Here is a 26423-nt window from a genome sequence, read left to right as displayed (position 1 = left end):
AGTAGGGCATCGCCAGATTTTATTTCCTTAGTTTTCTTAAGATAGAGAATTAAGGAAATAAAGAATTTGATTGATAATCATAGTGCAGTAGTTCTACCTGATTCCATTCCGAACTCAGAAGTAAAATGCTGTAACGCCGATGGTAGTGTGGGGTTTCCCCATGTGAGAGTAGGGCATTATCAATCTTACAAATTTGCGGAGCGGTAGTTCAGCTGGTTAGAATACCTGCCTGTCACGCAGGGGGTCGCGGGTTCGAGTCCCGTCCGTTCCGCCACTTATATTAGAAGCGAGTAAAATGCTCGCTTTAACTTTAGGGGCGTAGTTCAATTGGTAGAGCACCGGTCTCCAAAACCGGGTGTTGGGAGTTCGAGCCTCTCCGCCCCTGCCATTAATTTATAATAAAGAAAACCTACTAAATTTTTTAGTAGGTTTTTTATTTATATATTCTCACATACATTTCTTAGGTAATGATTCCTCCCCTACAGACTGGTAGTATATTAGCACCGGTCTCCAAAACCGGGTGTTGGGAGTTCGAGCCTCTCCGCCCCTGCCATTAATTTATAATAAAGAAAACCTACTAAATTTTTTAGTAGGTTTTTTATTTATATATTCTCACATACATTTCTTAGGTAATGATTCCTCCCCTACAGACTGGTAGTATATTAGTTTGTTTATATCTCTAATTTTGTAAGGAGTTTTGAGATAAATTTTTGTGCTTTAGCTACTTTCTTTATCAAATCAGAATCATCATTTTTAGGAAAATGTTTGCATAGGGTTTATAAGTATGCTATTTAGTGTCATTGTGTATATATCCAAATAAATATATAAATGTCAAATTTGTACCTATAGCAGTACTAATTTGTCAAAATAAGTTTAATAGATTTTCATATCTAAGAGTGTTATCAAATATATTATTTTTCACTCTTTTTATATAATACGTTTTCTAATTGATACTTTCTTTTTGCTATAATATGACTTCATAAAAAAGGCAATAACTTTTTTATTATTGCCAATTAATCACAAAGTATGAATAAGTTACTTCAACGCTACTCTCACATTTCTAAACAATCTCATCCACGCACCGTCTTCTGTCCAATCTTCTGGATACCATGAGTTGCTCACAGCACGGAATACACGTTCTGGATGAGGCATCATAATGGCGACACGACCGTCCACATTGGTAATCGCAGTAATTCCTTCCACCGAGCCGTTCGGGTTGGCTGGATAAACTTCGGTTGAGTTGCCGTTGTTGTCGATGTATTGTGCTGCAATTAATCCTTGGGCTTTTAAGCCCGCTAGTTGTTCAGCAGAGTTGAACTCAACTTGACCTTCCCCATGAGAGACGGCGATTGGCATATGAGATCCCGCCATACCTGCAAACCAAGGTGATGCTACTTCATTGATTTTTACTAAGCCCACGCGTGCTTCAAAACGTTCAGATTTGTTGCGAACGAAACGTGGCCAGTTTTCTGTGCCAGGGATAATTTCTGCTAAGTTTGATACCATTTGACAACCATTACATACGCCTAAAGCAAGGGTATTCGGATTCGCAAAAAACTGGCTGAATTGGTCACGTAGTTGTGGATTGAAGAGAATTGATTTCGCCCAGCCACCACCTGCACCTAATACGTCGCCGTAAGAGAAGCCGCCACACGCCACTAATGCATTGAAGTCGGCAAGATTACGACGATTAGCCATTAAGTCAGACATATGCACGTCAATCGCATTAAAGCCTGCGCGGTCGAATGCAGCTGCCATTTCATAATGGCTGTTTACGCCTTGTTCACGCAAGATCGCAATGGTTGGTTTCACACCTTTGTTGATAAATGGTGCGGTAATATCTTCGTTCACATCGTAAGTTAAGAATGCTGATAAACCTTTATCTGCTGGGTTTTTCTTAGCTTTAAACTCTTGGTCAGCACACTCTGGATTATCGCGTAAGCGTTGCATTTGGTGGGTTAATTCTGCCCAAATGCCACGTAATTCAGAGCGTTTTTCGCTGAGTAATTTACGGCTACTACGGCTGATCTCAAAGTGGTCATCAGCCGTTACCGCACCAAGTTCGTGGGTGATGCCAAGCAAGTTATGTGCTTTTAACACTTCACGCACGCTTTCTAATTGACTATCAGCAACTTGGATTACCGCACCTAACTCTTCGTTGAATAATACTGCTAAGTCGTTATCGCCCAAAGCTGAAATATCCACTTCCACACCGCAATGCCCCGCAAACGCCATTTCTGCTAATGTCGTAATTAAACCGCCATCTGAACGGTCGTGATACGCCAACAATTGATCTTCTGCCACTAACGCTTGCATTGCGTTGTAAAAATCTTTTAAGCGTTGCACGTTGACTACGTCCGCTGGTTTATCGCCCAATTGTTTATACACTTGAGCCAGAGCGGTTGAACCTAAACGGTTTTTGCCTTCGCCCAAGTCAATGAGTAAGAGGCTAGATAAACCTTTATCGGTGCGAAGTTGTGGCGTGATAGTTTTACGTACATCTTCCACGCGTGCAAACGCAGAAATCACTAATGAAAGTGGTGCAGTCACGGCTTTTTGTTCGCCATTTTCTTCCCAAGTGGTACGCATTGACATGGAGTCTTTACCCACTGGAATAGTTAAGCCTAATGCAGGGCAAAGCTCTTCGCCCACCGCTTTCACTGCTTCGTATAAGCCTGCATCTTCGCCTGTATGACCTGCGGCACTCATCCAGTTCGCAGAAAGTTTAATGCGTTTGATGTCGCCAATGTTGGTTGCGGCGATATTGGTAATGGATTCCGCCACTGCTAAACGTGCAGAAGCCCCGAAGTCTAATAAAGCAACAGGTGCACGTTCGCCCATCGTCATTGCTTCGCCGTGATAGCTGTCTAATGAAGCGGTAGTCACAGCAACATCAGACACTGGGATTTGCCACGGACCGACCATCTGATCGCGTGCTACCATCCCTGTAACAGACCTGTCACCGATGGTGATTAAGAAAGTTTTTTCTGCCACGACGGGTAAGCGTAACACACGGTGCAGTGCTTCTTTTAATTGAATGCCTTGCTGATCAAGCGGTTGATTTTCCACAGTTTTTGACGAAGCTTCACGGTGCATTTTCGGGGTTTTGCCGAGCAACACATTCATTGGTAAATCAATCGGGTTATTGTCAAAATGGTTGTCGTGTAAGGTTAAGTGTTTCTCTTCGGTCGCCTCCCCAATTACCGCATAAGGTGCACGCTCACGGCGGCAGATCTCTTCAAATTGAGCTAATTTATCTGCGGCAACCGCTAACACATAACGCTCTTGCGATTCGTTACACCAAATTTCAAGCGGCGACATCCCTTTTTCATCGCAAAGGATTGAGCGTAAATCGAATTTACCGCCACGATCGCCATCGTGAACTAGTTCAGGCATCGCATTTGATAAACCGCCTGCACCCACATCGTGAATGAATGCAATTGGATTTTCTTCGTCTAACTGCCAGCAACGGTCGATTACCTCTTGGCAACGACGTTCCATCTCTGGATTTTCACGCTGTACGGAAGCAAAATCTAAATCTTCTTTTGATTTGCCAGAAGCCATTGAAGAAGCCGCACCACCACCTAAACCGATGTTCATTGCAGAGCCACCAAGCACCACGAGCTTTGCACCTACTGGAATTTCGCCTTTTTGAATGTGTTCGGCACGAATGTTACCGATACCGCCCGCCAACATAATTGGCTTGTGGTAGCCACGGACTTCTTCACCCGCAAAGCTGTTTACTTTTTCTTCATAGGTACGGAAATAACCAAGCAACGCAGGGCGACCAAATTCGTTGTTAAACGCTGCACCGCCTAATGGACCTTCAATCATAATATCTAAAGCGGAAGCGATGCGATTTGGTTTAGAGAGAGCATTTTCCCACGGCTGTTTGAAGTTTGGAATCACAAGGTTAGATACCGAAAAGCCTGTTAAACCTGCTTTTGGTTTTGCCCCACGACCCGTTGCACCCTCATCACGGATTTCTCCGCCCGAACCTGTTGCCGCACCAGGGAATGGCGAAATCGCCGTTGGGTGATTATGGGTTTCTACTTTCATTAATATATGGGCATCTTCTTGATGTGCACGATATTGCCCATCTTGGTCTGGGAACCAACGCCCCACGGTTGAACCTTCCATTACCGCAGCGTTATCTTTATACGCAGAAAGAACGTAGTCTGGCGTTTGTTCAAAGGTGTTTTTGATCATTTTGAACAACGATTTTTCTTGTTTTTTGCCGTCGATTGTCCAGTCTGCGTTGAAGATTTTGTGGCGGCAGTGTTCTGAGTTTGCCTGTGCGAACATATAGAGTTCGATGTCGTTCGGATTGCGGTTTAACGTCGTAAAATTTTCCACCAAATAATTCATCTCATCATCGGCTAATGCCAAGCCCAGCTCAATATTCGCTTGTTCTAATGCTTGACGACCACCGTTTAGAATGTCGATAGTGGTGAACGGTTTTGGCTCTTGTTGCGTGAACAGCGAACCTGCCTCCTCTTCATTATTTAACACCGTTTCTAACATACGATCGTGCAATAAACCTTTTAGCGTTGCCAATTCTGCTTCGGTTAACTCACTTTCAAAGCTGAAATAGTACGCCAAGCCACGCTCAATACGGTTTACATTTGCCAAACCACAGTTGTGGGCAATGTCGGTCGCTTTAGAAGACCAAGACGAAATTGTTCCTACACGTGGGGTCACAATTAAGCAAAAGCCGGCAGGTTCATGTTCCGCAAGGGTTGGACCGTAGTGCAATAATTCTTGTAATTTAGCAATTTCGCCTTCTGCAAGCGGTGCATTTTGCTCAACAAAATGCAAATACTCTGCATACACTGAAGTCACAGGTAGCTGATGTTGCTGGAATTTTTGTTGAAGTTGGGTTAAACGAAATTCTGAAAGAGCAGGAGAGCCACGAAAGGTTTTTACAGTCATATTGCAGTTCCGTATTAAGAAAAGTAAAAAAATCTGGCATATTATAACGAATAACGCAAACGTTTGCATTGGGAAATTTTTAGCAAAATGTAACCGTTTGAAAAGGGCATCTTGTATTTCTATCGTTTATAAATGTTAAGAATTGTTGGTAAATATTAAATATTTATGAACAACTGAACAATACTAACTCATATTGAGTATTTTTATTTGCTTAAGGTTAACAACAGGCGTCGAATCGCACACTTTCCGAAACTCAGAAATTTTTTATCTTCTAAATTAATTCAAGGACACAAAAATGAGCTTATTCTCAGAACCATCTAGACGCCGCTATGGCGTGGCAGTGTTTGTTGGTATCATTGCTGGTATCATCTCCGCTTTCGTAAAATGGGGGGCAGAGCATCCATTCCCACCACGTAGCCCAATTGATTTATTCACTGCTACGTGTCCACAATCTGTTTTAGACGCATTAAATGCAGGCTCAATTACGATGAGTAATGCTTTAGAGCAATGTTCTCGTGCGGTATTAAACCCACCAGCAGTATTCTTACGTGATTATATTGGTATCGATCCTTATAACACGGTTGCATTCACTTTTGCAGATTATCCATTCAACTCAATCGGTGTAACACATATGATTTTCTCATTAGTGTTCGCCATCGGTTACTGTGTTGTTGCTGAAATCTTCCCGAAAATCAAATTCTGGCAAGGTATCGGTGCGGGTATCATCGCAAACATCAGTGTTCATTACATCACATTCCCAGCGTTAGGCTTAACACCACCTGTTGCAGAATGGCCTTTATATGAGCACATTTCTGAATTAGTAGGTCACATCTTCTGGTTCTGGAGTATTGAGGTAATCCGTCGCGATTTACGCAATCGTATTACTCACCAACCAGATGTTGATGAAGTTAGCCGTAATAGCTAATTGATTACTTAAAATCACATAAAGCCACAGTCGAAAGATTGTGGCTTTTGTTTTTGATTGTAGATAGCTGTAATTGGTGGAAATGATTTTTAAGCGTGGTATAGTTTAATCGCTTTTCACTTATATAAATAAAGAGGATTTTATGGCAGTAACATTAGCAGGCAACCCAATTGAAGTTGGTGGGCACTTTCCACAAGCGGGAGAAATGGTTGAAAACTTTACGTTAGTTGGCAACGATTTAGCCGATGTTTCATTAAATGATTTTGCGGGCAAACGCAAAGTATTAAACATCTTTCCAAGTATAGACACTGGTGTGTGTGCGACTTCTGTACGTAAATTTAACCAACAAGCGGCAGATTTAAACAACACCGTTGTGCTTTGTATTTCAGCCGATTTACCATTCGCACAAGCTCGTTTCTGCGGAGCAGAAGGGATTGAAAATGCTAAAACGGTTTCAACTTTCCGTAACCACGCTGTGCATGCACAATTGGGTGTGGATATTCAAACTGGACCGCTTGCAGGATTAACCTCACGTGCAGTCATCGTGTTAGATGAGCAAAATAAAGTATTATATAGCCAATTGGTTTCAGAAATTAAAGAAGAGCCAAATTACGATGCAGCGTTAGCTGTGTTAGCGTAATATTTTAAAAATTTGAAACCGCCGAAAGGCGGTTTTTTTGTAGTATTTTTCCTAGTAGATGTGTATGGTTAAAAAATAATCTGGAAAGAGGTCTATTTTCTCCGCATTTATTAAATCTGTATAAGATCTTGTTTTGACTGATCTTTTTTAGTTACCTACCAAGTCACGTAAAGTTATACACGCAAATTTTATTTTTTGATCACATTTTTATCCACAACTGATGGGGATAACATTCGTGATAATAGGAGAAGCAAAAATGCTTTACAAAACATTTGGAAATTTATCCATAATAAAGTGATTTATTCAGCAAAAGTGCGGATCCATCCAGTATAAATGATCGTAAAGAAGATCGTTGTTTGAGGGATGAAATAAGCTCAATAAAATAAAATACTTAGCTTATTTTTCCTTAAGATTTTTACTTCAATCTCAAAGGTTATCCACAAAATTATCCACAGAGGGCTTTTCGCTTGTCTAATAGGGTTATTTATGAAACAATCTCTCCATTTTTAATTAAGAATAGGGAATGACGTGATCGATTCTGATGGCTATCGCCCGAATGTGGGTATTGTTATCTGTAATAAGTATGGACAGGTTCTCTGGGCAAAACGGTTTGGGCAAAATTCGTGGCAGTTTCCACAAGGAGGCATTAACGAAGGTGAAAACATCGAAACAGCGATGTACCGTGAGCTCTTTGAAGAAGTTGGCTTAACTAAAAAGGATGTTCGATTGATTTGGGCATCAAAATATTGGCTCAAATATAAACTGCCAAGACGTTTAGTACGCGAGAATTCAGGTAATCATCCTGTTTGTATTGGTCAAAAACAACGTTGGTTTTTGCTTCAATTAATCAGTGATGAATCACATATTAATCTCAAAACAACAAAGACACCTGAATTTGATGGTTGGCGTTGGGTCAGTTTTTGGTACCCTGTGCGTCAGGTGGTTTCTTTTAAGCGAGATGTTTATCGTCGAGTAATGAAAGAGTTTGCTGCGATTTTATTGAATGAGCCTTTTATGCAGCCAGCAGTAATGGTAAAAGAGACTCCTGTTGAAGTGATATCTAGCCCTTCTAGTGATAAAAAAGCGGTATATAAATTCCCTTATAAAAAGCGTAAAGGTAAAGTGAAGTTTAAAAGGAGATAAACCTATATGATCGCATTTTTTATTAGCTGCCTTATTCTTGGCTTATTCATCGGCTTTTTAGCTGGTTTATTTGGTATTGGTGGCGGGTTGATTATTGTGCCCGCGCTGGTTTATCTCTTCCCGATGGTGGGCGTACCTCCTGAGTATTTGATGTCGACAGCACTTGGCACTTCTTTTGCAACTATTGTCATCACCGCCTTTTCTTCCGCACAACGCCATCATAAGTTAGGTAATATCGATTTCAGCATCGCAAAAGTACTGCTGCCGTCTATTATGATTTCGGTCTTTCTGTGCGGGCTACTTATTAGTGGTTTAGATGCTCAAGTAGCGAAGAAACTCTTTGCCATTATGGTGGTCTATATGGCGGGCAAGATGATTTTCTCATTGAAAAAATCAAGTAAAATTCGACCGCTTACCAAGCAGAGTATGGTTGTAGCAGGTGGGATTATCGGGGCGTTATCGAGCATTGCGGGCATTGGTGGCGGCGGTTTTATTGTGCCGTTTTTAAATGGTCGAGGCGTTGAGATGAAAACCGCAATTGGTACTTCTTCTTTCTGCGGAGCGTTTTTAGGCTTGGCAGGTATGTTTAGCTTTATCGCTAGCGGTTGGAATGTACCAGATCTGCCTGAACTTTCACTTGGTTATGTGTATTTGCCTGCGTTAGTTGGTATTACACTAACTTCGTTTTTTACTTCAAAACTTGGTGCAACCGCAGCAAATAGCTTGCCTGTGCCGATCCTTAAAAAAGGTTTTGCTTGCTTATTACTTGTGATGGCAGTGAAGATTTTCTTAAGTTAAAACATTGTAGGGGTGGGGTTTATCTCCTTCCCTACAGAAACCGTCAATACTTTTTATAAAGGAATCCTATGAATTCACAATTTTTAACTTTCCCCCAAATCGATCCGATTATTTTCAGCATCGGTCCGATTTCACTGCGTTGGTACGGTTTAATGTACCTCATCGGTTTTGGTTTTGCCTATTGGCTTGGTATGCGTCGAGCAAAAAATTCGCACGGTGTTTGGACAAGTGAAAATGTCGATCAACTGCTGTATACAGGCTTTTGGGGAGTGGTGTTAGGTGGTCGTATTGGTGATGTATTCTTCTACAGTTTTGACCATTTTTTGCAAGATCCGCTTTATCTTTTCCGTATTTGGGAAGGTGGGATGTCGTTTCATGGTGGTTTAATTGGCGTGATTGTTGCAATGATTTGGGTTTCTCGTCGCCAATCTCGCTCATTCTGGCAAACGGCTGATTTTGTTGCACCGCTTATTCCGTTTGGATTAGGGGCGGGGCGAATTGGGAATTTCATTAACGATGAACTTTGGGGCAGAGTTACAGATGTGCCTTGGGCAGTAATGTTCCCAAATGGCGGTTATTTGCCACGCCACCCTTCACAGCTTTATGAATTTTTCCTTGAAGGTGTTGTGCTGTTTATTATGCTGAATATGTTTATTCGTAAACCTCGACCAACAGGTTCTGTTGCAGGCTTGTTTTTAATTGGCTATGGTGTGTTCCGTTTCTTGGTGGAATATGTACGTGATTTCGATCCAACAGTAAACACCGCAGCCGACTTAATCACCCGCGGTCAGTTGTTATCACTCCCGATGATTATTGGGGGGATTGTGATTATGCTTTGGGCGTATAAGCGTAAATCAGCATAGCATTAGGCTTATTCATTGATAAAAAATCTGCATTTTAGAGGAATCTAAATGCAGATTTTTTTGTTGTATATATTTTGGTAATTAAGCTTGATCACCTCTCAGTGCTCTGACAAACAACACCTCATTTTCCAATTCGGTGTGGTTAGTTAAATCAGTCGCGAAGGTTTTTAAGCCGTTGTAGAGATTCGTCCAGCTGGTGCAAGCACCTTCTGGTAGCGTGAAATTGTGCGTTAAAGCAGCAATATCTTCCAAGTCGTTGTGTGCTTCCGCGTGTTCGGCTTCCATTACTGAAATTGGCGCAGCTGCCATTGGTCCACGACCAGAGTTGATAAGTGGGAAAAGCACTTGCTCTTCTTTCATCATATGCATCGTGAGGTCGTCATACACTTTGCGGATCACTTCTGCCAAGCCTTTCGGACAAGCAGGGTGATCAGCATGGCGATTTTCCACTTTTTCTGCTAATTCAATTAACACAGGCAATTCTAAGCGGTGTTTTTGGTGGAAATTAGGCAGAATGTAGTCAATGATTTCACCTAAAGGACAGGTACTAAAAGCAGTAATTTCAAAAGACATAGGTAATCCTCTTAAATAAAAAGTAAACAATAACCAACTAAATTGGTCAGGATTCTACCCCTATCATCAAGGAATACCATAATCAGAAGTGGGTAACGAAATGATTTATATCAAAGATTCGCCAAAATTTTGCTACAATATGCCAATTTATAACCGAAAAGGGCAAAAGATGAAAAAAATCGAGGCGATTATTAAGCCGTTTAAATTGGATGATGTGCGTGAGGCCTTGACTGATGTCGGCATTACGGGAATGACGGTAACGGAAGTAAAAGGGTTTGGCAGACAAAAAGGGCATACCGAATTGTACCGCGGGGCAGAATATGCGATTGATTTCTTGCCGAAAGTGAAGGTAGAAGTGATTGTACTCGATGAGCAAGTCGATGAGTGCATTGAAGCGATTGTGGATGTGGCTCAAACGGGTAAAATCGGCGATGGGAAGATTTTTGTCTATGATGTGGAGCGTGCGATCCGCATTCGCACGGGCGAAGAAAACGAAGAGGCACTGTAATCGATGAAAAAAACAGGATTAGCGTGGTTGTGGCTGAGTTTAGTCGTCATTATGGGCGATTTGTGGTCAAAATATGTGGTTATTACGAATTTCCGCTTTTATGAAAGCGTGAATGTGTTGCCGATTTTTAACCTTACTTATGCACGTAACTACGGGGCAGCGTTTAGCTTTTTAGCCGATCACGATGGTTGGCAAACCTATTTCTTTTTAGGCTTGGCGGTGGTGATTTCTGCCGCATTAACGGTGATGCTTTATCGCAGTAAAGAAACGCAAGCGGTCAAAAAATGGGAAAATATTGCCTATTCGCTGATTATTGGCGGTGCACTAGGCAATGCGATTGACCGTGCCGTGGATAAGTGTAGTTTACTCAGTTTTACGCCTGATGAACCTTACAACCGCTTAAATGTTTGCCAAGGTTATGTGGTGGATTTCTTGGATTTTTATTGGAATTGGGACGGCTATCACTTTGCGACGTTTAATGTGGCGGATATTGCTATTTCTATGGGGGCAGGCTTGTTGGTGTTAGCCGCATTTTTTGAAAAGAAAAACAAGAAGAATGATTAAATGAAGATTTTATTAGCCAACCCTAGAGGGTTTTGTGCAGGTGTAGATCGTGCAATTTCGATTGTCGAACTTGCATTGGAAATTCATGGTGCACCGATTTATGTGCGTCACGAAGTGGTACACAACCGCTTTGTAGTGGACGGTTTGAAAGCAAAAGGGGCGATTTTCGTGGAAGAGTTGGATGAAGTGCCTGATGATGCAATTGTGATTTTCTCTGCCCACGGCGTTTCTCAAGCAGTTCGCCATGAGGCAAAACGTCGAGGCTTGAAAGTGTTTGATGCAACGTGTCCGCTGGTAACGAAAGTGCATATGCAAGTGGCACGTGCTAGCCGCAAAGGGACAAAAGCGATTTTAATTGGGCACGAAGGTCACCCTGAAGTGTTGGGCACAATGGGGCAGTATGATAACGAAGAGGGTGGCATCTATTTGGTGGAATCCGTTGAAGATATTGCCAACTTGCCTGTTTCGAACCAAGATGAGCTAACCTTTATGACCCAAACTACGCTCTCGATTGATGACACGAGCGGTGTGATTGAGGCGTTGAAAGAGAAATACCCTGCGATTCAAGGTCCGCGTAAGAATGATATTTGTTATGCGACTACCAATCGCCAACAAGCGGTGCGTGAATTGGCGAAACAGTCGCAACTGGTGTTGGTGATTGGTTCGAAAAACTCTTCAAATTCCAACCGCTTGGCGGAATTAGCAAGCCGTATGGGCGTGCAATCACGCTTAATTGACGGGCCAGAAGATATTGATGCAAGCTGGCTAGAGGGAGTCGAAACCATTGGCATTACCGCAGGGGCTTCCGCACCTGAGGTATTAGTGCAATCGGTGATTTTACACTTAAAAGGGCTTGGCGTGACGGAAGTGGCAAATTTGGAAGGCTTGGAAGAAAATATGTTCTTCGAAGTGCCAAAAGAATTACGAATTAACGAAGTGCAATAGGATGTAAAATTATGGCAGAAATTAACCGCTTTAAACTGGAATGGGCGTGCCGCCGTGGGATGCGTGAACTGGATAAAATGATTATGCCGTTCTACCAAAACCATTTCAACAGCCTCACTGAAGCCGAACAACAGGCATTCGCTGAAATGCTCACTTACCCAGATCCTGAATTGTTCCGTTGGGTAATGCACCAACTTCCTGCCCCAACGCAGGCAATTACCAATGTGATTGAGTTGATGAGAAGTAAGATTGAGAAATAATAGAGAAGCGATAAGAGAAATCTTATCGCTTCATTTTTCGCTAGATAGTTTATAAAGCATACAATCAAACAAAAATGGCGAAAAAAGTGTTGATCTTGTAAAAAAAAATAGTAACATATGCCCTCGTTACGCAGTATTAAGGGTCGTTAGCTCAGTCGGTAGAGCAGCGGACTTTTAATCCGTTGGTCGAAGGTTCGAATCCTTCACGACCCACCACTTAAACTGTTCAACTCTCTAAAGGGTCGTTAGCTCAGTCGGTAGAGCAGCGGACTTTTAATCCGTTGGTCGAAGGTTCGAATCCTTCACGACCCACCACTTTAGAACACATCCTTTTGGGTCGTTAGCTCAGTCGGTAGAGCAGCGGACTTTTAATCCGTTGGTCGAAGGTTCGAATCCTTCACGACCCACCACTCTAGTTTTTATTTATTTTATCAACCAATTAAATCATTAGATTTTATTTTTTCTTTTGTGTGCTTATAGTAGAATTCCTTCCTCATTGGTTAATGATAAAAGGGAGATTAATAGAATGAAAAAATGGTTAGTCACTTTCTTACTATTTTTTTCAGTTTCAGCATTAGGTTTAGAATCTAAAATTATTTCCGAAAATGAAGTTTCAGCCTATCTTTATCATGATGTCACTGTGTGTGGTTTAGTAAAACAAGTAAAATCTACAGCAAAAGCGACGTATTTTAATCTTGGCGGCATTTATCCAAATCAAAAGGTGACTTTTTTAATTTGGGCTGAAAATAGGCTTCCATTTTTAAATAAGTTTGGAAATTTGAATATGTTACAAAATAAATATCTTTGTGCTAAAGGGTACGTTTCGGAATATAAGGGGAAGCCTCAAATTGTTCTGACTGCTACTGATTTATTACGTTTTACAAAATAATTATGTTAAAAAAAACGCTTCTTTCTCTTGGCATGCTTGCGGTAGTGACTGCAGGTGCATTGGGTTACGGCTATAAAAAAATTACTGATTTAGCCAGCCATCCGCTCATTGTTCACGCTGATCAATTTTTTATTGTCGAAAAAGGCACATCTAGCCAGAAATTAGCGAAACAACTGGAAGAGCAAGGCATCGTACAGCACGCTGATGTAGCTCTGTTACCTTATTTAATTCGATTACATCCTGAACTTTCTCACTTCAAAGCAGGAGTATATTCGCTGAATGGTTTAAAAACTGTTGAAGATTTACTTAAACATCTTAATTTGGGTAAGGAAGTGCAACTCAATGTGAAGTTTATTGAGGGCAAAACCTTCAAAACCTTCCGCGAGCAGCTAGAAAAGGCGAGCTATTTGGAGCAAACCTTAACGGGCAAAAGCGAAGCAGAAATTGCAAAAATGCTTGGTCTCTCTTCAGAAAAATTGGAAGGTTGGATTTCACCTGATACCTACAACTACGTGCCTTATTCCACTGATTTTGAACTATTAAATCGAGCTTATCAAAAGCAACAAAAAGCATTAGACGATGCTTGGCAAAATCGGGTGGAAAATCTACCGCTTGCAAACCCGTATGAGATGTTGATTTTGGCTTCCATTGTGGAAAAAGAGACTGGTGTGGCAAATGAACGTCCTCAAGTTGCCTCTGTGTTTGTGAACCGTTTAAAACAAGGTTGGAAATTAGAAACTGACCCGACTGTGATTTACGGCTTGGGTGAGCGTTATAATGGCAAAATCTACAAAAAAGACTTGCAGGAAGCGACGCCTTACAACACTTACGTTATCGATGGTTTACCGCCAACACCCATTGCAATGCCAAGTGAAGCGGCATTAAAAGCGGTTTCGCAGCCCGACAGCACGCCTTACTTTTTCTTTGTTGCCGATGGTACGGGCGGACATAAATTTAGCCGCTCACTCAATGAACATAACCAAGCGGTGAAAGAATGGCGTAAAATTGAGCGTGAGCGTAAACAAACAACGGAAGGAACAAAATGATACGGGGTAAATTTATCGTGCTAGAAGGCTTAGAAGGAGCGGGAAAATCCACTGCTCATCAAGCTGTATTAGCAAAATTGGAAGAATTAGGTATTAAAGATGTGGTATTAACCCGCGAACCAGGTGGCACACCATTGGCGGAGAAATTACGCTATTTAATTAAGCACGATTTGGAAGAGCCGATTACTGATAAAGCCGAATTATTGATGCTTTATGCGGCACGTGTGCAGCTAGTGGAAAATGTGATCAAACCTGCTCTTGCCGAAGGAAAATGGGTGCTAGGCGATCGTCACGATATGTCATCGCAAGCCTATCAAGGGGGTGGTCGAAAGATTGATCGCAAGATTTTAGATAACCTAAAACGTACAGTGTTGGGCGATTTTGAGCCAGATTTAACGATCTATTTGGACATTGATCCTGTGGTTGGCTTGGAGCGTGTGCGTGGACGTGGTGAGTTGGATCGTATCGAGCAACAGAGCCTAGATTTCTTTTATCGTACCCATCAACGCTATTTGGAACTGACCCAAAACAACGACAAAGCGGTGATTATTGATGCCGAGCAGCCGCTAGAAAAAGTGACTGCTGACATCAAACAAGCGGTCGAAAATTTCGTGAAAAAAGCAAAATGACCGTGATTTCTCTTCAGCCGCTCTACCCGTGGCAACAAGTAATTTATTCGTCCATCACCCAGCCTTTCAGCCAAGGGCGAGGGCATCACGCCTTATTGTTCAAAACCGAAGCAGGTTTGGGCAGTGAGGTATTGATTCGCCATTTTGCCCATTGGTTGCTTTGCCAGAATAAAAATGGCAATGAGCCTTGCCATCAATGCAAAAGTTGCCTGTTAGCACAAAGTGGCAACCACCCCGATTTTCACCAGCTTGAACCGATTGAAAATAGAGATATTGGTGTCGATCAGGTGCGTGATGTGTTGGCGACTTTGCAACGCTTCGCTCAACAAGAAGGCAATGTGGTGGTTTATATTCGGCAAGCAGAAAGGCTGACCGAAGCGAGTTGCAATGCGTTGCTGAAAACCTTAGAAGAACCGCACGAAGGCGTTTATTTTTTGCTGGAAACTGATTTGCAAGCTCCGATGATGGCAACCATTCAAAGCCGTTGTCAAACGTGGGTATTGCACGCTCCCGAAATGCCAATTGCATTGCAATGGTTGCAAATGCATTGCCCGCAATTTAGTGAAACTGACATCGAAACCGCCTTGCGTTTATGCCACGGTCGTCCGTTAATTTGCAAAACTTTCTTAGAAAACGACCGCTTATCTGCCCGCAAAACCTTTTTGCAAACCTTCTGGCGTTTCTACAAAAACCGAGATCCATTTTTGCTACTCAGCCAGTTTGAAAAAGAACAAGTACAGATGCAACTGGAATGGTTGCAAAGCTTTTTCAGCGATGCACTCAAAGCCAAAATGGGCATGACTACAGGCTGGGTAAATCACGATTTAGACAAAGGCATCTGGCTATTCAGCGATGCCCTTTCCGCTCAACAACTTCTCAAAGGTTACGATATCTTGTGTGAGACTGAAAAAAACATCAATGAAATCAATGCAGTAAACATTGAGTTGATGTTGGCGAATGGGCTAACGAGATTGGTGTTAGAGGTGTTTTAATGAGAGATGAAATAAAATAAGAGGCGATTAGCCTCTTATTTTTATCTTACTAAATCTTTCCCCCAACCCCTTTAAATTTCTCTACAAATGCAGCAATTTTTTGGAAAATCGTCTGTTTTTTAGTGAGATATTGCGGATTAAGCGGGCTCATTTTCGGGAGAACTTCATTTAATGCCGTGCCGTTTTCACTGGCATATTCTCGTTTTAATGAAGTGCTGATATAGCGTTTTGCTGCATCGACATTCAAATTTTCTTCTTGAATTAAGGTTTCTGCTTCTTTTTGTTGCTCTTTCTGGGCAAAAAGGAAAAAGGCATCAATCAAGCTCGCTTTATCGGGAATATCATCTAAATTTGTTTGGTTGATAAAATCGACAATCAAGCTCTCTTTCGCACGGTTACCTAAACTTGAACGAACTGTGCGGCGGATTTCATCAATTAACACCTCTTTGTCTTGGTTTTTCTTATGATGTTCGAAAATTAACGCAAGAATATAATCCAAATTGATTTCTTGAGATTTTAATAAATCCACTTCAAATACGACATCGTCCCAATTTATCGGCGAATTATCTTTATCATTCCCCTCTTTTCTTTGGCGTAGCCAATCGCGAATATCATTATAAGTTGAACGATAATCTTGCTCCGCTCTTACTGGTAAAGTGGGAACTTTCAGCATTTCGGCAATTTGTTCATCATTCACATAATGTACTTGCTTGAATTTCTCCATTGCAATCGGATCATTTAAATCGACCGCTTGTAAGGCTTGCAATGCTGCAAATTCATCGTAATTTTGCAAAATATTTTCAATACGTAAATATTCGCCAAATAATTTTACAAACTCTTTTTTATCTTGCTCTGTGTCGATTTCTGTTGGATTAGGAAAGCGATTTTGCAGCTCTTGAACAACCTCCAAATAACCACGTTGATTGTCATCACCGTTAAAATAGCTGTCATAGCTTTTCTCTAGTACGATATTCTTCGTGTTTTTATCGCCAAATAGTGTGATTGCATCAATGGTATTTTGTTCCAAATCGCGGAAAGTGACGATATTCCCAAAGGTTTTAGTGGTGTCATAAATGCGGTTGGTGCGAGAAAAAGCCTGCATTAATCCGTGATAACGCAAGTTTTTGTCCACGAAAAGCGTATTTAACGTAGGGGCATCAAAGCCTGTTAAGAACATTCCGACCACAATCAGTAAATCCACTTCCTGATTTTTCACACGTTTAGCAAGATCGCGATAGTAATTTTGGAATGATTGACTATCTACGCCATAACTCGTGCCAAAGTAGTGATTGTAATCATCAATGGCTTTCGTTAAAAATTCTTTTGCTGTACTGTTTAGAGCAGTAGGTTCAAAGGTCTCATCTGGAATATCGCCAATCGCATCTTGTTCTTCATTTGCCGCAAAAGAGAAAATGGTGGCAATTTTTAACGGTTTTTCTTGCTCAGACTGTAGATTTTGCAAAGTTTCGTAATAACGTTTTGCCGCTTCCACACTGCTTACCGCAAACATTGCATTAAAGCCTTTACCTGTGGCGTTCAAGCGGTGTGTTTTTTGTTTAAAATTGTTAAGGATGTATTGTGAGATTTCTTTAATACGCTCAGGGTGTAAAAAGGCTTGTTTCTGCTCAAGTGCGGTCAATTTTTCAGGATCTTTTTCTGTTTCTAAGGCTTTAAATTGTGGGCGGACATCGTTGTAATCGACCTTGAATTTCAGTACTTTGTCATCACGAATAGCATCGGTTATCACATAAGAATGCAATTCCGTACCGAACACGCTGGCTGTGGTTTCTGCACCTAAGGCATTTTCAGGAAAAATTGGCGTGCCAGTAAAACCAAATTGATAGAATTTTTTGAATTTACGTTTTAGATTTTTTTGTGCTTCGCCAAATTGGGAGCGATGGGCTTCATCAAAAATAAAGACTACTTGTTTTTGATAAATCGGCAAATTATCTTCCGATTTCATCAAATTATTCAACTTTTGAATGGTGGTTACGATAATTTTGTTATCATCTTTTTCAATATTGCGTTTCAGCCCTGCGGTACTTTCCGAGCCATTCACGCTATCAGGCGAAAAACGCTGATATTCTTTCATTGTTTGGTAATCTAAATCTTTACGATCGACCACAAAAAAGACTTTATCAATAAAATCAAGTTCAGTCGCAAGGCGAGAGGCTTTAAAACTGGTAAGAGTTTTACCTGAACCTGTGGTATGCCAAATATAGCCACCACTTTCTTTGTTACTCCAATTTTTGGCGTGATATGAACTTTTGATTTTCCATAAAATCCGCTCTGTGGCGGCAATTTGATACGGACGCATAATTAACAACGTATCACTCACATCAAACACGCAGTAATTTACCAACACATTGAGCAAAGTATTCTTTTGCAAGAAAGTCGCTGTAAAATCCTTTAAATCTTTAATCAAAGTGTTTTTTGCCGTTGCCCAATTCATTGTGAAGTCGTAGCTATTCTTGTCGCGTTTAGTCGTATTAGCAAAATAGCGAGTATCCGTACCGTTGGAAATGACAAAGATTTGAATGAATTTAAAGAGAGAGTTTTTTGTATTGAAACTTTCTTTACTGTAACGATGAATTTGATTAAAGGCTTCACGAATCGCCACGCCACGTTTTTTCAGTTCAATATGCACAAGGGGTAAACCATTTACCAAAATTGTCACATCATAACGATTATCATAGCTGCCGCTTTGTTCAAATTGATTGATGACTTGCAGAGAATTATTGGCAAGGTTTTTCTTATCTAGCAGATAAATATTCTGAATGCGTCCATTATCAAACACAAAATCATAAATATAATCATCGTGAATTTTTCGGGTTTTCTCAATCAGACTATCGCTCGGTTTATCCAAATATTCCTCTAAAAAACGATGCCATTCCGCATCAGAGAAAACCACATTATTTAATCGCTGTAATTGAATACGCAAATTTTTAATCAGTTCATAGTGATTATTAAGCTCTTGTAAATGCTCATAGCCTTGCGCCTGTAAATCACGAATAAACTCACGCTCAAGACTGCCTTCCGTTTGGTAACCAGCATTAGGCTCTTCCACAAATTTATTATATTGATCTAAAACGATAAAATTATTGGATTCAGCGATGGTTTTGTATTGGGTCATGAGTGGCTCCTTAATTCTTTTACTTTTTTAGTTTTTGTAGGGTGGGCTTTAGCCCACCGTTTTATTAATGTTTTACTTGATATTGTTTACCATCTTGGGCAGTTATTAAGTAATCCTTAATAACTAAAAATTCATCTAACTCTTTGTCTTCTAATATATTTTTTATATGAGAGGTTATATTTGGTACAGAGGTGTCAAAAAGTTCCGCAAGCTGATTTTGGGTTAGCCAAGCCTCATTTTCAACAACTAATAAAGCAACGTGAGATTTACCGTCATCGGTGTTGTAGATAAATCGTTCATAATTTTACTTTGTTGTATTATCAATTTGTGGTTCTTTAATATTTTCTTCTATATAGAAACCGTAATTATTAATTAGATGTTCAAGTAAATATTTAACAATCTTCTTTTCGGCATCTGTTGGTTCAGCAATTATCTCATTTGATAACGTAGAGTGACTAGTAAAATTGATTATACGAGTGTAATAGCTTTGTTTTGCATCATCATTGGGTAATAGATTTGACCATCCTGAATAACCAAGAAAGTTGGCAGTTTTTTCATATAGATTTCTCAGTAACATGAAATGATATTTTTGAATATCTTTAGATTCAACTTCTTCAAGTAGATTTCGTAGAAAAAGATGATAGGAGAAACTTTTGTTTGAACCACCTTGTTTCTCCTCAAGATCAAATCTTTCGTTTTCATTTTTATTTTCATCTTTTCTTAGAATATAACCACTTTTTGCCCCAAGCTCATTATATAAAACGTTATAGAATAAAGGGTTGTGTGTAGTGATAATAAATTTTATAGTATTGGGACTATCTTTGACTAATTCTGCTAAATCAACAGCTAATTGAATAAGATGATTTTCATCTAATGAACTTACAGGGTCATCAATAAAAATATATTTAAGTTCATCAAATTCATTAGTAGTGCGTTCACTAGGCTCTGATATATTTAATTCTGCAACAACCTGTTCAATTAACGTATGAAAAATACTCCAAATAAAATTACTTTCTTCACCCTTTGATAGTTTTATGTTCTCTTCAAATGTATCATTACCACGCGCAAAACTAAATGTAATTTGATTATTTTCAATATCGAATTTAGGCATAAGTTTTTCATCACAATAATGATGAAATTTTCCAATCACTTTGCCTTCATCCCCTTGATCTTTAATCAACCAACGAATAAAAGAATTTGGTTGAATCTTTAATTTTGGTTCAGTGTCATTAAGTAGATCATTATCCCAATAGAATAAATCTTCGGTAAATGCATTGAAATAAAGTACTTTTCTTCGTGTTAGCTCTTCTTCATTGCCATGATTTTCTTTAGGTACTATAAGATTCTTAAAGACTTTTGATAAACGAGTTTTTCCACTTCCATTAAAGGCGTAAATTAGATTAACCTTTTTATTAGAATCTCTTAACTGTTTTGCAATTTCGTCTAAACTTTTAGTCATATTATTCTCTGCCTGGGAAATTCAATAATAATTCTCTGTAATATTCATACCGCTTTTGGCTTTGTTCAATCGCTAAAGGCAAGCCTTCGGTAATGGAGTTGGTGAGAGCTTCAAATTTATCGAGGATTGAAACGATGCGGTGTTGTTCTTCGATTGATGGAACAAAAATAGGAATTTCATTCAAAATAGCTTGTGTTAAGCTCGGTCTGCCTGAGCCTGTATCCAATTTTGTTAAATCTACCGTTTTCATAAAATGATAAAAGTATTTTGGTAAAATTTGAGTTGTGTCAATTTCTGTATAGTAAATCGTATCAACGTTCCAAAATGGTTCTTCAAGGTAAAATATGTTTGTAATAGTTCCTTTTCGTGGAATTAATACTGTAGGTTTATCGTATGAATATGTATCAACATATCCCATAATCCCACCTGAACCATATATTGGAATATTACCTTCCCCAAGATGTTTCCAATCTTTTCCATTTTTGATTTTAGCCACATCAATAAGTTTCTTCTTCCCCCCCCCCGAATTTAATTGTTCTAAACTATCAAAAGATAATAATTTTTCTCGATAGTATTCATACTGCTTCTGGCGTAGTATAAGCTCGCTGGTAAGCTCGCTGGTAAGCGCTGTCAATGCGTCCAAAATTCGGACGATTTCGGTTTGGACGGAGAGTGGGGGGATGGGGATTTCTAATTTTTTTAGCTCGCTAGCATTTAGTGCTGGAATCCCTGTAAAAGAGCATAAATTATGAATCTCTTTTTGAAAATGAAGCAGCACATGGTAAAGAAAGCGAACATTTAATTCATAGTCTGATTTGATTGTTACAGAATAATTAAGATTTCCTCGGAAATATTTACCTTCTTGCCAAGTAATTGAGCCAACACCAGCTCCTCTTGTTGTAATACCAATAGGATCATTTTCAGTGTTCCACTCATTAATAAATCCTAAGGGATCACGTCCACTGTTGATAACAGGGTATATTCCAGGGTTTTGTGCAATAATATTTTTGCTAACTGACTGACCTGTTTTTATATCTGTGACTTTTCCTAAGGACTTCCACTCAACCTCAGCCCCATCCAATAATTTTTCTAAAAAAGTGCGGTTATTTTTCATTGTGTTTCTCGTAGGGCGGATTTCATCCGCCGTTATAATATTGATATTTTTTCGGCGGACTGTAGTCCGCCCTACTGTGGCTTATTTTTTCTGATGCAATTTATGTACTGTTGTTTTTTCTAATGCTTTCAATGTAGCTAGATATTCCTGTTCAATGGGTGAAAGTGTTTTTGCCTCATAAGCTCTATACTCTGAAATGGCTTTTTGTTCAGCTTGTTCTCGACTGATTTTCCCAGCACTTTGCAACACACCTTTACCATATATTCTTGTAATCGCTCGGTTGCCCATTGACGGAATTGTGTGCCACGAGATGATCGAACTCGGTATCCTACAGCAATAATCAGTGGTAACGAATAATAAGCTAATTGGCGAGAAACTGTTCGACTTCCTTCAGTTTGAACTGTCAACTTATAGTTGACGGTTGAATTTTCATCAAGTTCGCCTTCAGAAAAGATAGCTTTGATATGCTTACTGATATTTTGTTTAGTGGTTTGATATAGCTCAGCCATTTCAATTTGAGATAGCCAAATCTGATCATCAAATTTCTGTAATCTAAACTGAGCATTACCTTCATTGGTGGTATAAAGCACAATGTCCATTGTTACCTCTCAATCTCTGCCACTATCTTATCAATCTCTGCACGCAAGCGGTCGATATTGGCAACTGTTTTACGAATTTCCGCATTGAGTTCATCAATATTAATCACTTCGCGAGTGTCTTTTGGTTCCACATAAGAGCTGACAGCAAGATTATAGTTATTTTCTTCATTTGCGATTTCATCATTAGATACCGATTTTGCTAAATGTGGTACATCTTCTTTATCGGCAAAGAGTTTTAGGATTTGCTTGATATGTTCCTCTTCTAAAATGTTGTTATTGGTGGCAGATTTAAATAAACCGCTGGCATCGATAAATTGAGTTTGGGTATTGGGTTTGTGCTTGGACAAAACCAAAATGTTTACGGCAATACTGGTGCCAAAAAACAAATTTGGTGCAAGTGCAATCACGGTTTCCACATAGTTATTATCCACCAAATATTGACGAATTTTTTGTTCCGCACCGCCGCGATAAAAAATGCCAGGGAAGGAAACAATCGCCGCACGACCTTTTGCTGAAAGATAGCTCAATGCGTGCAAAATAAAGGCGAAATCTGCTTTGGATTTCGGTGCAAGTACGCCAGCAGGGGCGAAACGTTCATCGTTAATTAGTGTTGGGTCATCCGAGCCAATCCATTTCACGGAGTAAGGCGGGTTGGAAACGATGGCATCGAAAGGTTTATCATCGCCAAATTGCGGATTCATTAAGGTGTTGCCAAGGGCGATATCAAACTTGTCGTAGTTGATGTTATGCAAAAACATATTCATACGGGCAAGGTTATAAGTGGTGTGATTAATTTCCTGCCCGAAGAATCCTTCTTCAATGATATGTTCATCAAATTGTTTTTTCGCTTGCAATAATAAAGAACCCGAACCAGCAGCAGGGTCATAAATTTTATTGACCTTGTCTTGTCCATATAAAGCCAGTCGAGCAATTAGCTTGGAAACGCATTGTGGTGTAAAGAACTCGCCACCTGATTTACCAGCATTAGCAGCATAGTTGGAAATTAAAAACTCGTAAGCATCACCGAATAAATCAATATGATTATCTTCAAAGTCACCAAAATCTAACTCGGCAACGCCTTTTAATACGGCAGCGAGACGGCTGTTTTTATCGGTAACGGTATTGCCCAGACGGTTGCTGGTGGTATCAAAATCAGCAAATAAGCCTTTGATGTCCTGTTCGGAGGGATAGCCAGTAGCGGAGTTTTCAATATCGCTAAAAATTTGTTTAAGTTCAGTATTAAGGTTTGGATTGGTGTTCGCAGTCGCCACTACGTTTTTGAATAGCTGACTTGGATAAATAAAATACCCTTTCGTTTTAATGGCATCTGTTTTAATGTCTGGTGTAATGATTTCATCAGGCAATTTAGCGTAATTCACGCTTTCATCATCCGCTTCAATATAATTGGTAAAGTTTTCACTAATAAAACGATAGAAAAGTGTGCCAAGCACATATTGTTTGAAATCCCAGCCATCGACTGAGCCACGTACATCATTAGCAATTTGCCAAATACGGCGTTGAAGTTCGGCACGTTGTTGAATTGCGGTCATTTGGTCTTCCTTTGTATTTTAAAATGGGATGAATTGTACTATATTTTTACGGTGCAATCCCTCGTAAAATCGGATTCTGCATCGAGATAAGTGTTTCTGTCGATTGAATCTCATCAATGCTTTGGATTTTGCCTGCTAGTACTTGGTGAAGCTCCTCGATGGTGTGAGTCATTACTTTGATGAAAATGGAGTAATTGCCCGTGGTGTAGTAGGCTTCAACCACTTCGGGGAAGTTGTTGAGCTTGGCGATCACTTTTTCGTAATCTTTGGCGGATTTTAAAATGATGCCGATAAAGCAGCAAACGTCATAGCCCAATTTGCGTTCGTTGATTTTAAGTTGTGTCGCTTCGATCACGCCAGATTGTCGCATTTTTTCCACGCGAACGTGGATAGTTGCAGCACTCACGCCCGATTGCTTGGCGATTTCGGTGTAGGGCGTTTTGGCATCTTTCACTAAGGCACGTAAAATTTGTTGATCGAGCTGGTCGATGGGTTGTTTGAAAGCGGTCAAAATTTCCTCACAATTTACAATTTGTTAAATGATATTTAAAATTTAGCATAGATTATTAAATTCTATCTAATCTTATTTTTGATTTATTGTAATTTTATCTAAAAAAGATTGAGTTTTTTAAGAATTCCTTTAAATTGAACGCCATTCCGTTAAACGACATCAAAATTTTATAGAAAAAGGTAGGAAACAGATGAAAAAATCATTTATTTTGCAACAAAACGAAATTAGCTTTGTAAAAAACACGTTTACACAATATTTAATCGATAAATTAGGCGTGATTGAGGTGCAAGGCCCGATTTTGAGCCAAGTAGGCAATGGGATGCAAGACAACTTATCAGGGATCGAAAAAGCGGTGCAAGTAAATGTGAAATGTATTCCAGGTGCAACGTTTGAGGTTGTGCATTCATTAGCGAAATGGAAACGTCATACGCTCGGACGTTTTGGTTTTCAAGAAGGCGAAGGTTTGTTTGTGCATATGAAAGCCCTTCGTCCAGATGAAGACTCGCTCGATCCAACTCACTCGGTTTATGTGGATCAGTGGGACTGGGAGAAAGTGATTCCAGCAGGTCGCCGCAACTTTGATTACTTAAAAGAAACGGTAAACGAGATTTACAAGGCAATTCGTTTAACCGAATTAGCGGTGGAAGCACGTTTTGATATTCCATCCATTTTACCAAAACAGATTACTTTTATTCACAGCGAAGATTTAGTGAAACGTTACCCAGATTTATCGGGCAAAGAGCGTGAAAATGCAATTTGTAAAGAGTATGGTGCAGTGTTCTTGATTGGTATTGGTGGTAAATTATCGGATGGTAAACCGCACGATGGTCGTGCACCAGACTACGATGACTGGACAACAGAATCAGAAAACGGCTACAAAGGTTTAAATGGCGATATTTTGGTATGGAACGATCAGTTAGGCACAGCTTTTGAACTTTCTTCAATGGGTATTCGCGTGGACGAAAAAGCGTTACGCTTACAAGTGGAAATTACGGGAGACCAAGATCGTTTAGAGATGGATTGGCATAAAGAGTTGCTTGCGGGTAAATTACCTTTAACCATCGGTGGTGGTATTGGTCAATCTCGCTTGGCAATGTTCTTACTTCGCAAACAACATATCGGCGAAGTGCAATCAAGTGTATGGCCACAAGAGATGTTAGAGAAATATCAAAACATCCTTTAATCAATAAGAGAAATGAAACCCCAGACAAATGTTTGGGGTTTTGTTTTTCTTGAACGAAAAGGGAGAAGAGAGTAGCATTTGCGGGAATTTATTGAGTAAAAAATATGAAACCGACTATTCTCTTATATGATTCGGGCATTGGTGGCTTGACGATTTATGATGAAGTGCGAAAAGCCTTGCCGAATGCCCATTATTTATATTGCTTTGATAATGCTTTATTCCCGTATTCGGAAAAATCGGAGCAGGAATTGATTACACAAGCGGTTAAAATTGTGCAAAAGATTGCAGAAAAACAACCGCTTGATTTGGTGGTGGTAGCGTGTAACACCGCAAGCACGGTGGTATTGCCTGTTTTGCGAGCAAATTTTACTTTCCCAATTGTGGGAACCGTGCCTGCGATAAAGCCTGCGGCAACAATATCTGAGACGAAAACGATCGGTCTATTAGCGACGGTGGGGACGATCAAACGCCCTTATGTGTTGGATTTAATTCAGAAATATGCTTCGGATTGTGTGGTAGAGAAGATTGGGCAGACAAAAATTGTGGAACTCGCCGAAGAAAAATTATTGAATGGCAAAGTAGATGTAGATGCTCTGGCTAATTGCGTGAAAGAGTGGAAAGTGCATTCAAAATTGGATACGGTGATTTTGGGCTGTACGCATTTTCCTTTTTTAAAAGCCGAATTGCAGCAGATTTTGCCGAAAGTGAAGTTTTTTGTCGATTCGGGCGAGGCGATTGCGAAGCGAGTGAAGTCGTTAATTGCCGAAAAATCTAATTTTAATGGCAAACAGGAGGCAAAAAATCAGGCATTCTGCACAAAATTGACTGATGATTTTGCCGAACGCGAGAAAATTTTAAAACAGTGGGGGTTTAAAAGCTTAAATGTGATTGAGATTTAACGCTATAAAAACAGCAAAAATGGATTATTATTCATACTTTTTGCATAAAGGTTCAACAAGCGGAAAATTTTTTAAAATTTTTTGCAAAAAGTGCTTGCACGAGTTTTATTTTTCTCTATAATGCACCTCACACAACGACGCACTGTTGTGAACGATTTAGATTGATATGCAGTGCGTCGTTTCTTTTTGTTCTTTAACAACTTATCAGACAATCTGTGTGGGCACTTGTTGATTGACTTAGTTAAAATATTTTAATTTTGAAGTCTTG

Annotated in this window: 22 protein-coding genes, 5 tRNA genes, 1 rRNA gene and 2 pseudogenes; 21 read left to right on the top strand and 9 right to left on the bottom strand. The window is 39.9% G+C overall.

Annotation, left to right across the window (positions count from 1 at the left end; translation table 11 throughout):
- Positions 1–69: 69 nt before the first annotated feature.
- The 3 genes from rrf (at position 70) to B0185_RS09005 (ending at position 388) form a co-directional block, all read left to right on the top strand.
- Positions 70–185: ribosomal RNA gene (rrf, locus tag B0185_RS09015) — 5S ribosomal RNA — on the top strand.
- Between the two features lie 12 nt (positions 186–197).
- Positions 198–274: transfer RNA gene (locus tag B0185_RS09010), tRNA-Asp, on the top strand.
- A gap of 38 nt (positions 275–312) precedes the next feature.
- Positions 313–388 (top strand) — tRNA-Trp (locus B0185_RS09005).
- Between the two features lie 647 nt (positions 389–1035).
- Here the strand turns inward: B0185_RS09005 and purL are convergent.
- Positions 1036–4932, bottom strand: coding sequence for a phosphoribosylformylglycinamidine synthase (gene purL / locus B0185_RS09000; RefSeq protein WP_005705183.1), 3897 nt, complete (start codon positions 4930–4932; stop codon positions 1036–1038).
- A gap of 295 nt (positions 4933–5227) precedes the next feature.
- Between purL and B0185_RS08995 the strand changes: the two genes are divergently transcribed.
- From B0185_RS08995 to lgt, 5 genes and pseudogenes are all read left to right on the top strand, one after another.
- Positions 5228–5857 (top strand): YagU family protein, encoded by a 630-nt coding sequence (locus tag B0185_RS08995; protein ID WP_005705188.1) that lies wholly within the window; start codon positions 5228–5230, stop codon positions 5855–5857.
- A 142-nt stretch (positions 5858–5999) separates the two neighbouring features.
- Positions 6000–6497, top strand: a complete 498-nt coding sequence (gene tpx, locus B0185_RS08990; protein WP_005705180.1) for a thiol peroxidase — start codon at positions 6000–6002, stop codon at positions 6495–6497.
- 528 nt (positions 6498–7025) lie between these two features.
- Positions 7026–7505 (top strand): annotated as a pseudogene (gene rppH / locus B0185_RS08985) (RNA pyrophosphohydrolase); the annotation flags it as partial.
- Between the two features lie 141 nt (positions 7506–7646).
- Positions 7647–8438 (top strand): sulfite exporter TauE/SafE family protein, encoded by a 792-nt coding sequence (locus B0185_RS08980; RefSeq protein ID WP_005705174.1) that lies wholly within the window; start codon positions 7647–7649, stop codon positions 8436–8438.
- A 68-nt stretch (positions 8439–8506) separates the two neighbouring features.
- Positions 8507–9301: a prolipoprotein diacylglyceryl transferase gene (lgt, locus tag B0185_RS08975; protein WP_005705181.1), complete on the top strand. Its 795-nt coding sequence runs from the start codon at positions 8507–8509 to the stop codon at positions 9299–9301.
- An 81-nt stretch (positions 9302–9382) separates the two neighbouring features.
- Here lgt and B0185_RS08970 read toward each other — a convergent pair whose 3' ends face one another.
- Positions 9383–9874: a hemerythrin domain-containing protein gene (locus B0185_RS08970; protein ID WP_005705182.1), complete on the bottom strand. Its 492-nt coding sequence runs from the start codon at positions 9872–9874 to the stop codon at positions 9383–9385.
- A gap of 169 nt (positions 9875–10043) precedes the next feature.
- On the opposite strand from B0185_RS08970, the gene glnB reads away from it, so the two are divergent.
- The 11 genes from glnB to B0185_RS08915 all read left to right on the top strand — a co-directional run bounded on the left by glnB (position 10044) and on the right by B0185_RS08915 (position 15707).
- Positions 10044–10382: a nitrogen regulatory protein P-II gene (gene glnB, locus B0185_RS08965; RefSeq protein ID WP_039862875.1), complete on the top strand. Its 339-nt coding sequence runs from the start codon at positions 10044–10046 to the stop codon at positions 10380–10382.
- A 3-nt stretch (positions 10383–10385) separates the two neighbouring features.
- Positions 10386–10946 (top strand): signal peptidase II, encoded by a 561-nt coding sequence (lspA, locus tag B0185_RS08960; RefSeq protein WP_005705179.1) that lies wholly within the window; start codon positions 10386–10388, stop codon positions 10944–10946.
- Positions 10947–11891, top strand: a complete 945-nt coding sequence (gene ispH / locus B0185_RS08955) for a 4-hydroxy-3-methylbut-2-enyl diphosphate reductase (RefSeq protein WP_005705176.1) — start codon at positions 10947–10949, stop codon at positions 11889–11891.
- An 11-nt stretch (positions 11892–11902) separates the two neighbouring features.
- Positions 11903–12151 carry an FAD assembly factor SdhE gene (locus tag B0185_RS08950; protein WP_005705186.1) on the top strand — a complete coding sequence of 83 codons (249 nt, stop codon included), beginning with the start codon at positions 11903–11905 and terminating at the stop codon, positions 12149–12151.
- A 140-nt stretch (positions 12152–12291) separates the two neighbouring features.
- Positions 12292–12367: transfer RNA gene (locus tag B0185_RS08945), tRNA-Lys, on the top strand.
- Between the two features lie 23 nt (positions 12368–12390).
- Positions 12391–12466: transfer RNA gene (locus B0185_RS08940), tRNA-Lys, on the top strand.
- A 19-nt stretch (positions 12467–12485) separates the two neighbouring features.
- Positions 12486–12561: transfer RNA gene (locus tag B0185_RS08935), tRNA-Lys, on the top strand.
- Between the two features lie 116 nt (positions 12562–12677).
- Positions 12678–13040, top strand: a complete 363-nt coding sequence (locus B0185_RS08930; protein ID WP_005706357.1) for a hypothetical protein — start codon at positions 12678–12680, stop codon at positions 13038–13040.
- Positions 13041–13042: 2 nt separating this feature from the next.
- Positions 13043–14086 (top strand): endolytic transglycosylase MltG, encoded by a 1044-nt coding sequence (mltG, locus tag B0185_RS08925; protein WP_005706363.1) that lies wholly within the window; start codon positions 13043–13045, stop codon positions 14084–14086.
- Positions 14086–14715 carry a dTMP kinase gene (tmk, locus tag B0185_RS08920; protein ID WP_039863206.1) on the top strand — a complete coding sequence of 210 codons (630 nt, stop codon included), beginning with the start codon at positions 14086–14088 and terminating at the stop codon, positions 14713–14715. The genes mltG and tmk overlap by 1 nt, the downstream gene beginning before the upstream one ends.
- The gene (locus tag B0185_RS08915) at positions 14712–15707 is read left to right on the top strand and encodes a DNA polymerase III subunit delta' (protein ID WP_005706369.1); all 996 of its coding nucleotides are present in this window, start codon (positions 14712–14714) and stop codon (positions 15705–15707) included. Before tmk ends, B0185_RS08915 begins: the two co-directional genes overlap by 4 nt.
- 49 nt (positions 15708–15756) lie before the next feature.
- Here the strand turns inward: B0185_RS08915 and B0185_RS08910 are convergent, their stop codons facing one another.
- The 7 genes and pseudogenes from B0185_RS08910 to asnC form a co-directional block, all read right to left on the bottom strand.
- On the bottom strand, positions 15757–18840 hold the full coding sequence (locus tag B0185_RS08910) for a type I restriction endonuclease subunit R (RefSeq protein ID WP_005706365.1): 3084 nt from the start codon (positions 18838–18840) through the stop codon (positions 15757–15759).
- Between the two features lie 67 nt (positions 18841–18907).
- Positions 18908–19129: pseudogene (locus B0185_RS08905) on the bottom strand (virulence RhuM family protein); the annotation flags it as partial.
- A gap of 15 nt (positions 19130–19144) precedes the next feature.
- Positions 19145–20299, bottom strand: coding sequence for an ATP-binding protein (locus B0185_RS08900; RefSeq protein WP_005706368.1), 1155 nt, complete (start codon positions 20297–20299; stop codon positions 19145–19147).
- A gap of 1 nt (position 20300) precedes the next feature.
- Positions 20301–21413 (bottom strand): restriction endonuclease subunit S, encoded by a 1113-nt coding sequence (locus B0185_RS08895; RefSeq protein WP_078208113.1) that lies wholly within the window; start codon positions 21411–21413, stop codon positions 20301–20303.
- Between the two features lie 137 nt (positions 21414–21550).
- On the bottom strand, positions 21551–22012 hold the full coding sequence (locus tag B0185_RS08890) for a virulence RhuM family protein (protein WP_198429617.1): 462 nt from the start codon (positions 22010–22012) through the stop codon (positions 21551–21553).
- 2 nt (positions 22013–22014) lie between these two features.
- Positions 22015–23562 (bottom strand): type I restriction-modification system subunit M, encoded by a 1548-nt coding sequence (locus B0185_RS08885; RefSeq protein ID WP_005706364.1) that lies wholly within the window; start codon positions 23560–23562, stop codon positions 22015–22017.
- Between the two features lie 46 nt (positions 23563–23608).
- Complete coding sequence (asnC, locus tag B0185_RS08880; protein ID WP_005706359.1) at positions 23609–24073, bottom strand: transcriptional regulator AsnC; 465 nt, start codon at positions 24071–24073, stop codon at positions 23609–23611.
- 190 nt (positions 24074–24263) lie between these two features.
- Here asnC and asnA point away from each other — a divergent pair, with 190 nt between their 5' ends.
- Positions 24264–25256, top strand: coding sequence for an aspartate--ammonia ligase (asnA, locus tag B0185_RS08875; RefSeq protein WP_005706361.1), 993 nt, complete (start codon positions 24264–24266; stop codon positions 25254–25256).
- A 104-nt stretch (positions 25257–25360) separates the two neighbouring features.
- A complete protein-coding gene (murI, locus tag B0185_RS08870) occupies positions 25361–26155 on the top strand; it encodes a glutamate racemase (protein ID WP_005706367.1) in 795 nt (264 codons plus the stop codon).
- Positions 26156–26423: the final 268 nt, after the last annotated feature.

This window comes from Haemophilus parahaemolyticus (assembly GCF_002015035.1).
GTDB lineage: Bacteria > Pseudomonadota > Gammaproteobacteria > Enterobacterales > Pasteurellaceae > Haemophilus_A > Haemophilus_A parahaemolyticus.
Note: the sequence above shows the minus strand (reverse complement) of the source record. Positions and strands in the feature narration are given on the sequence as shown.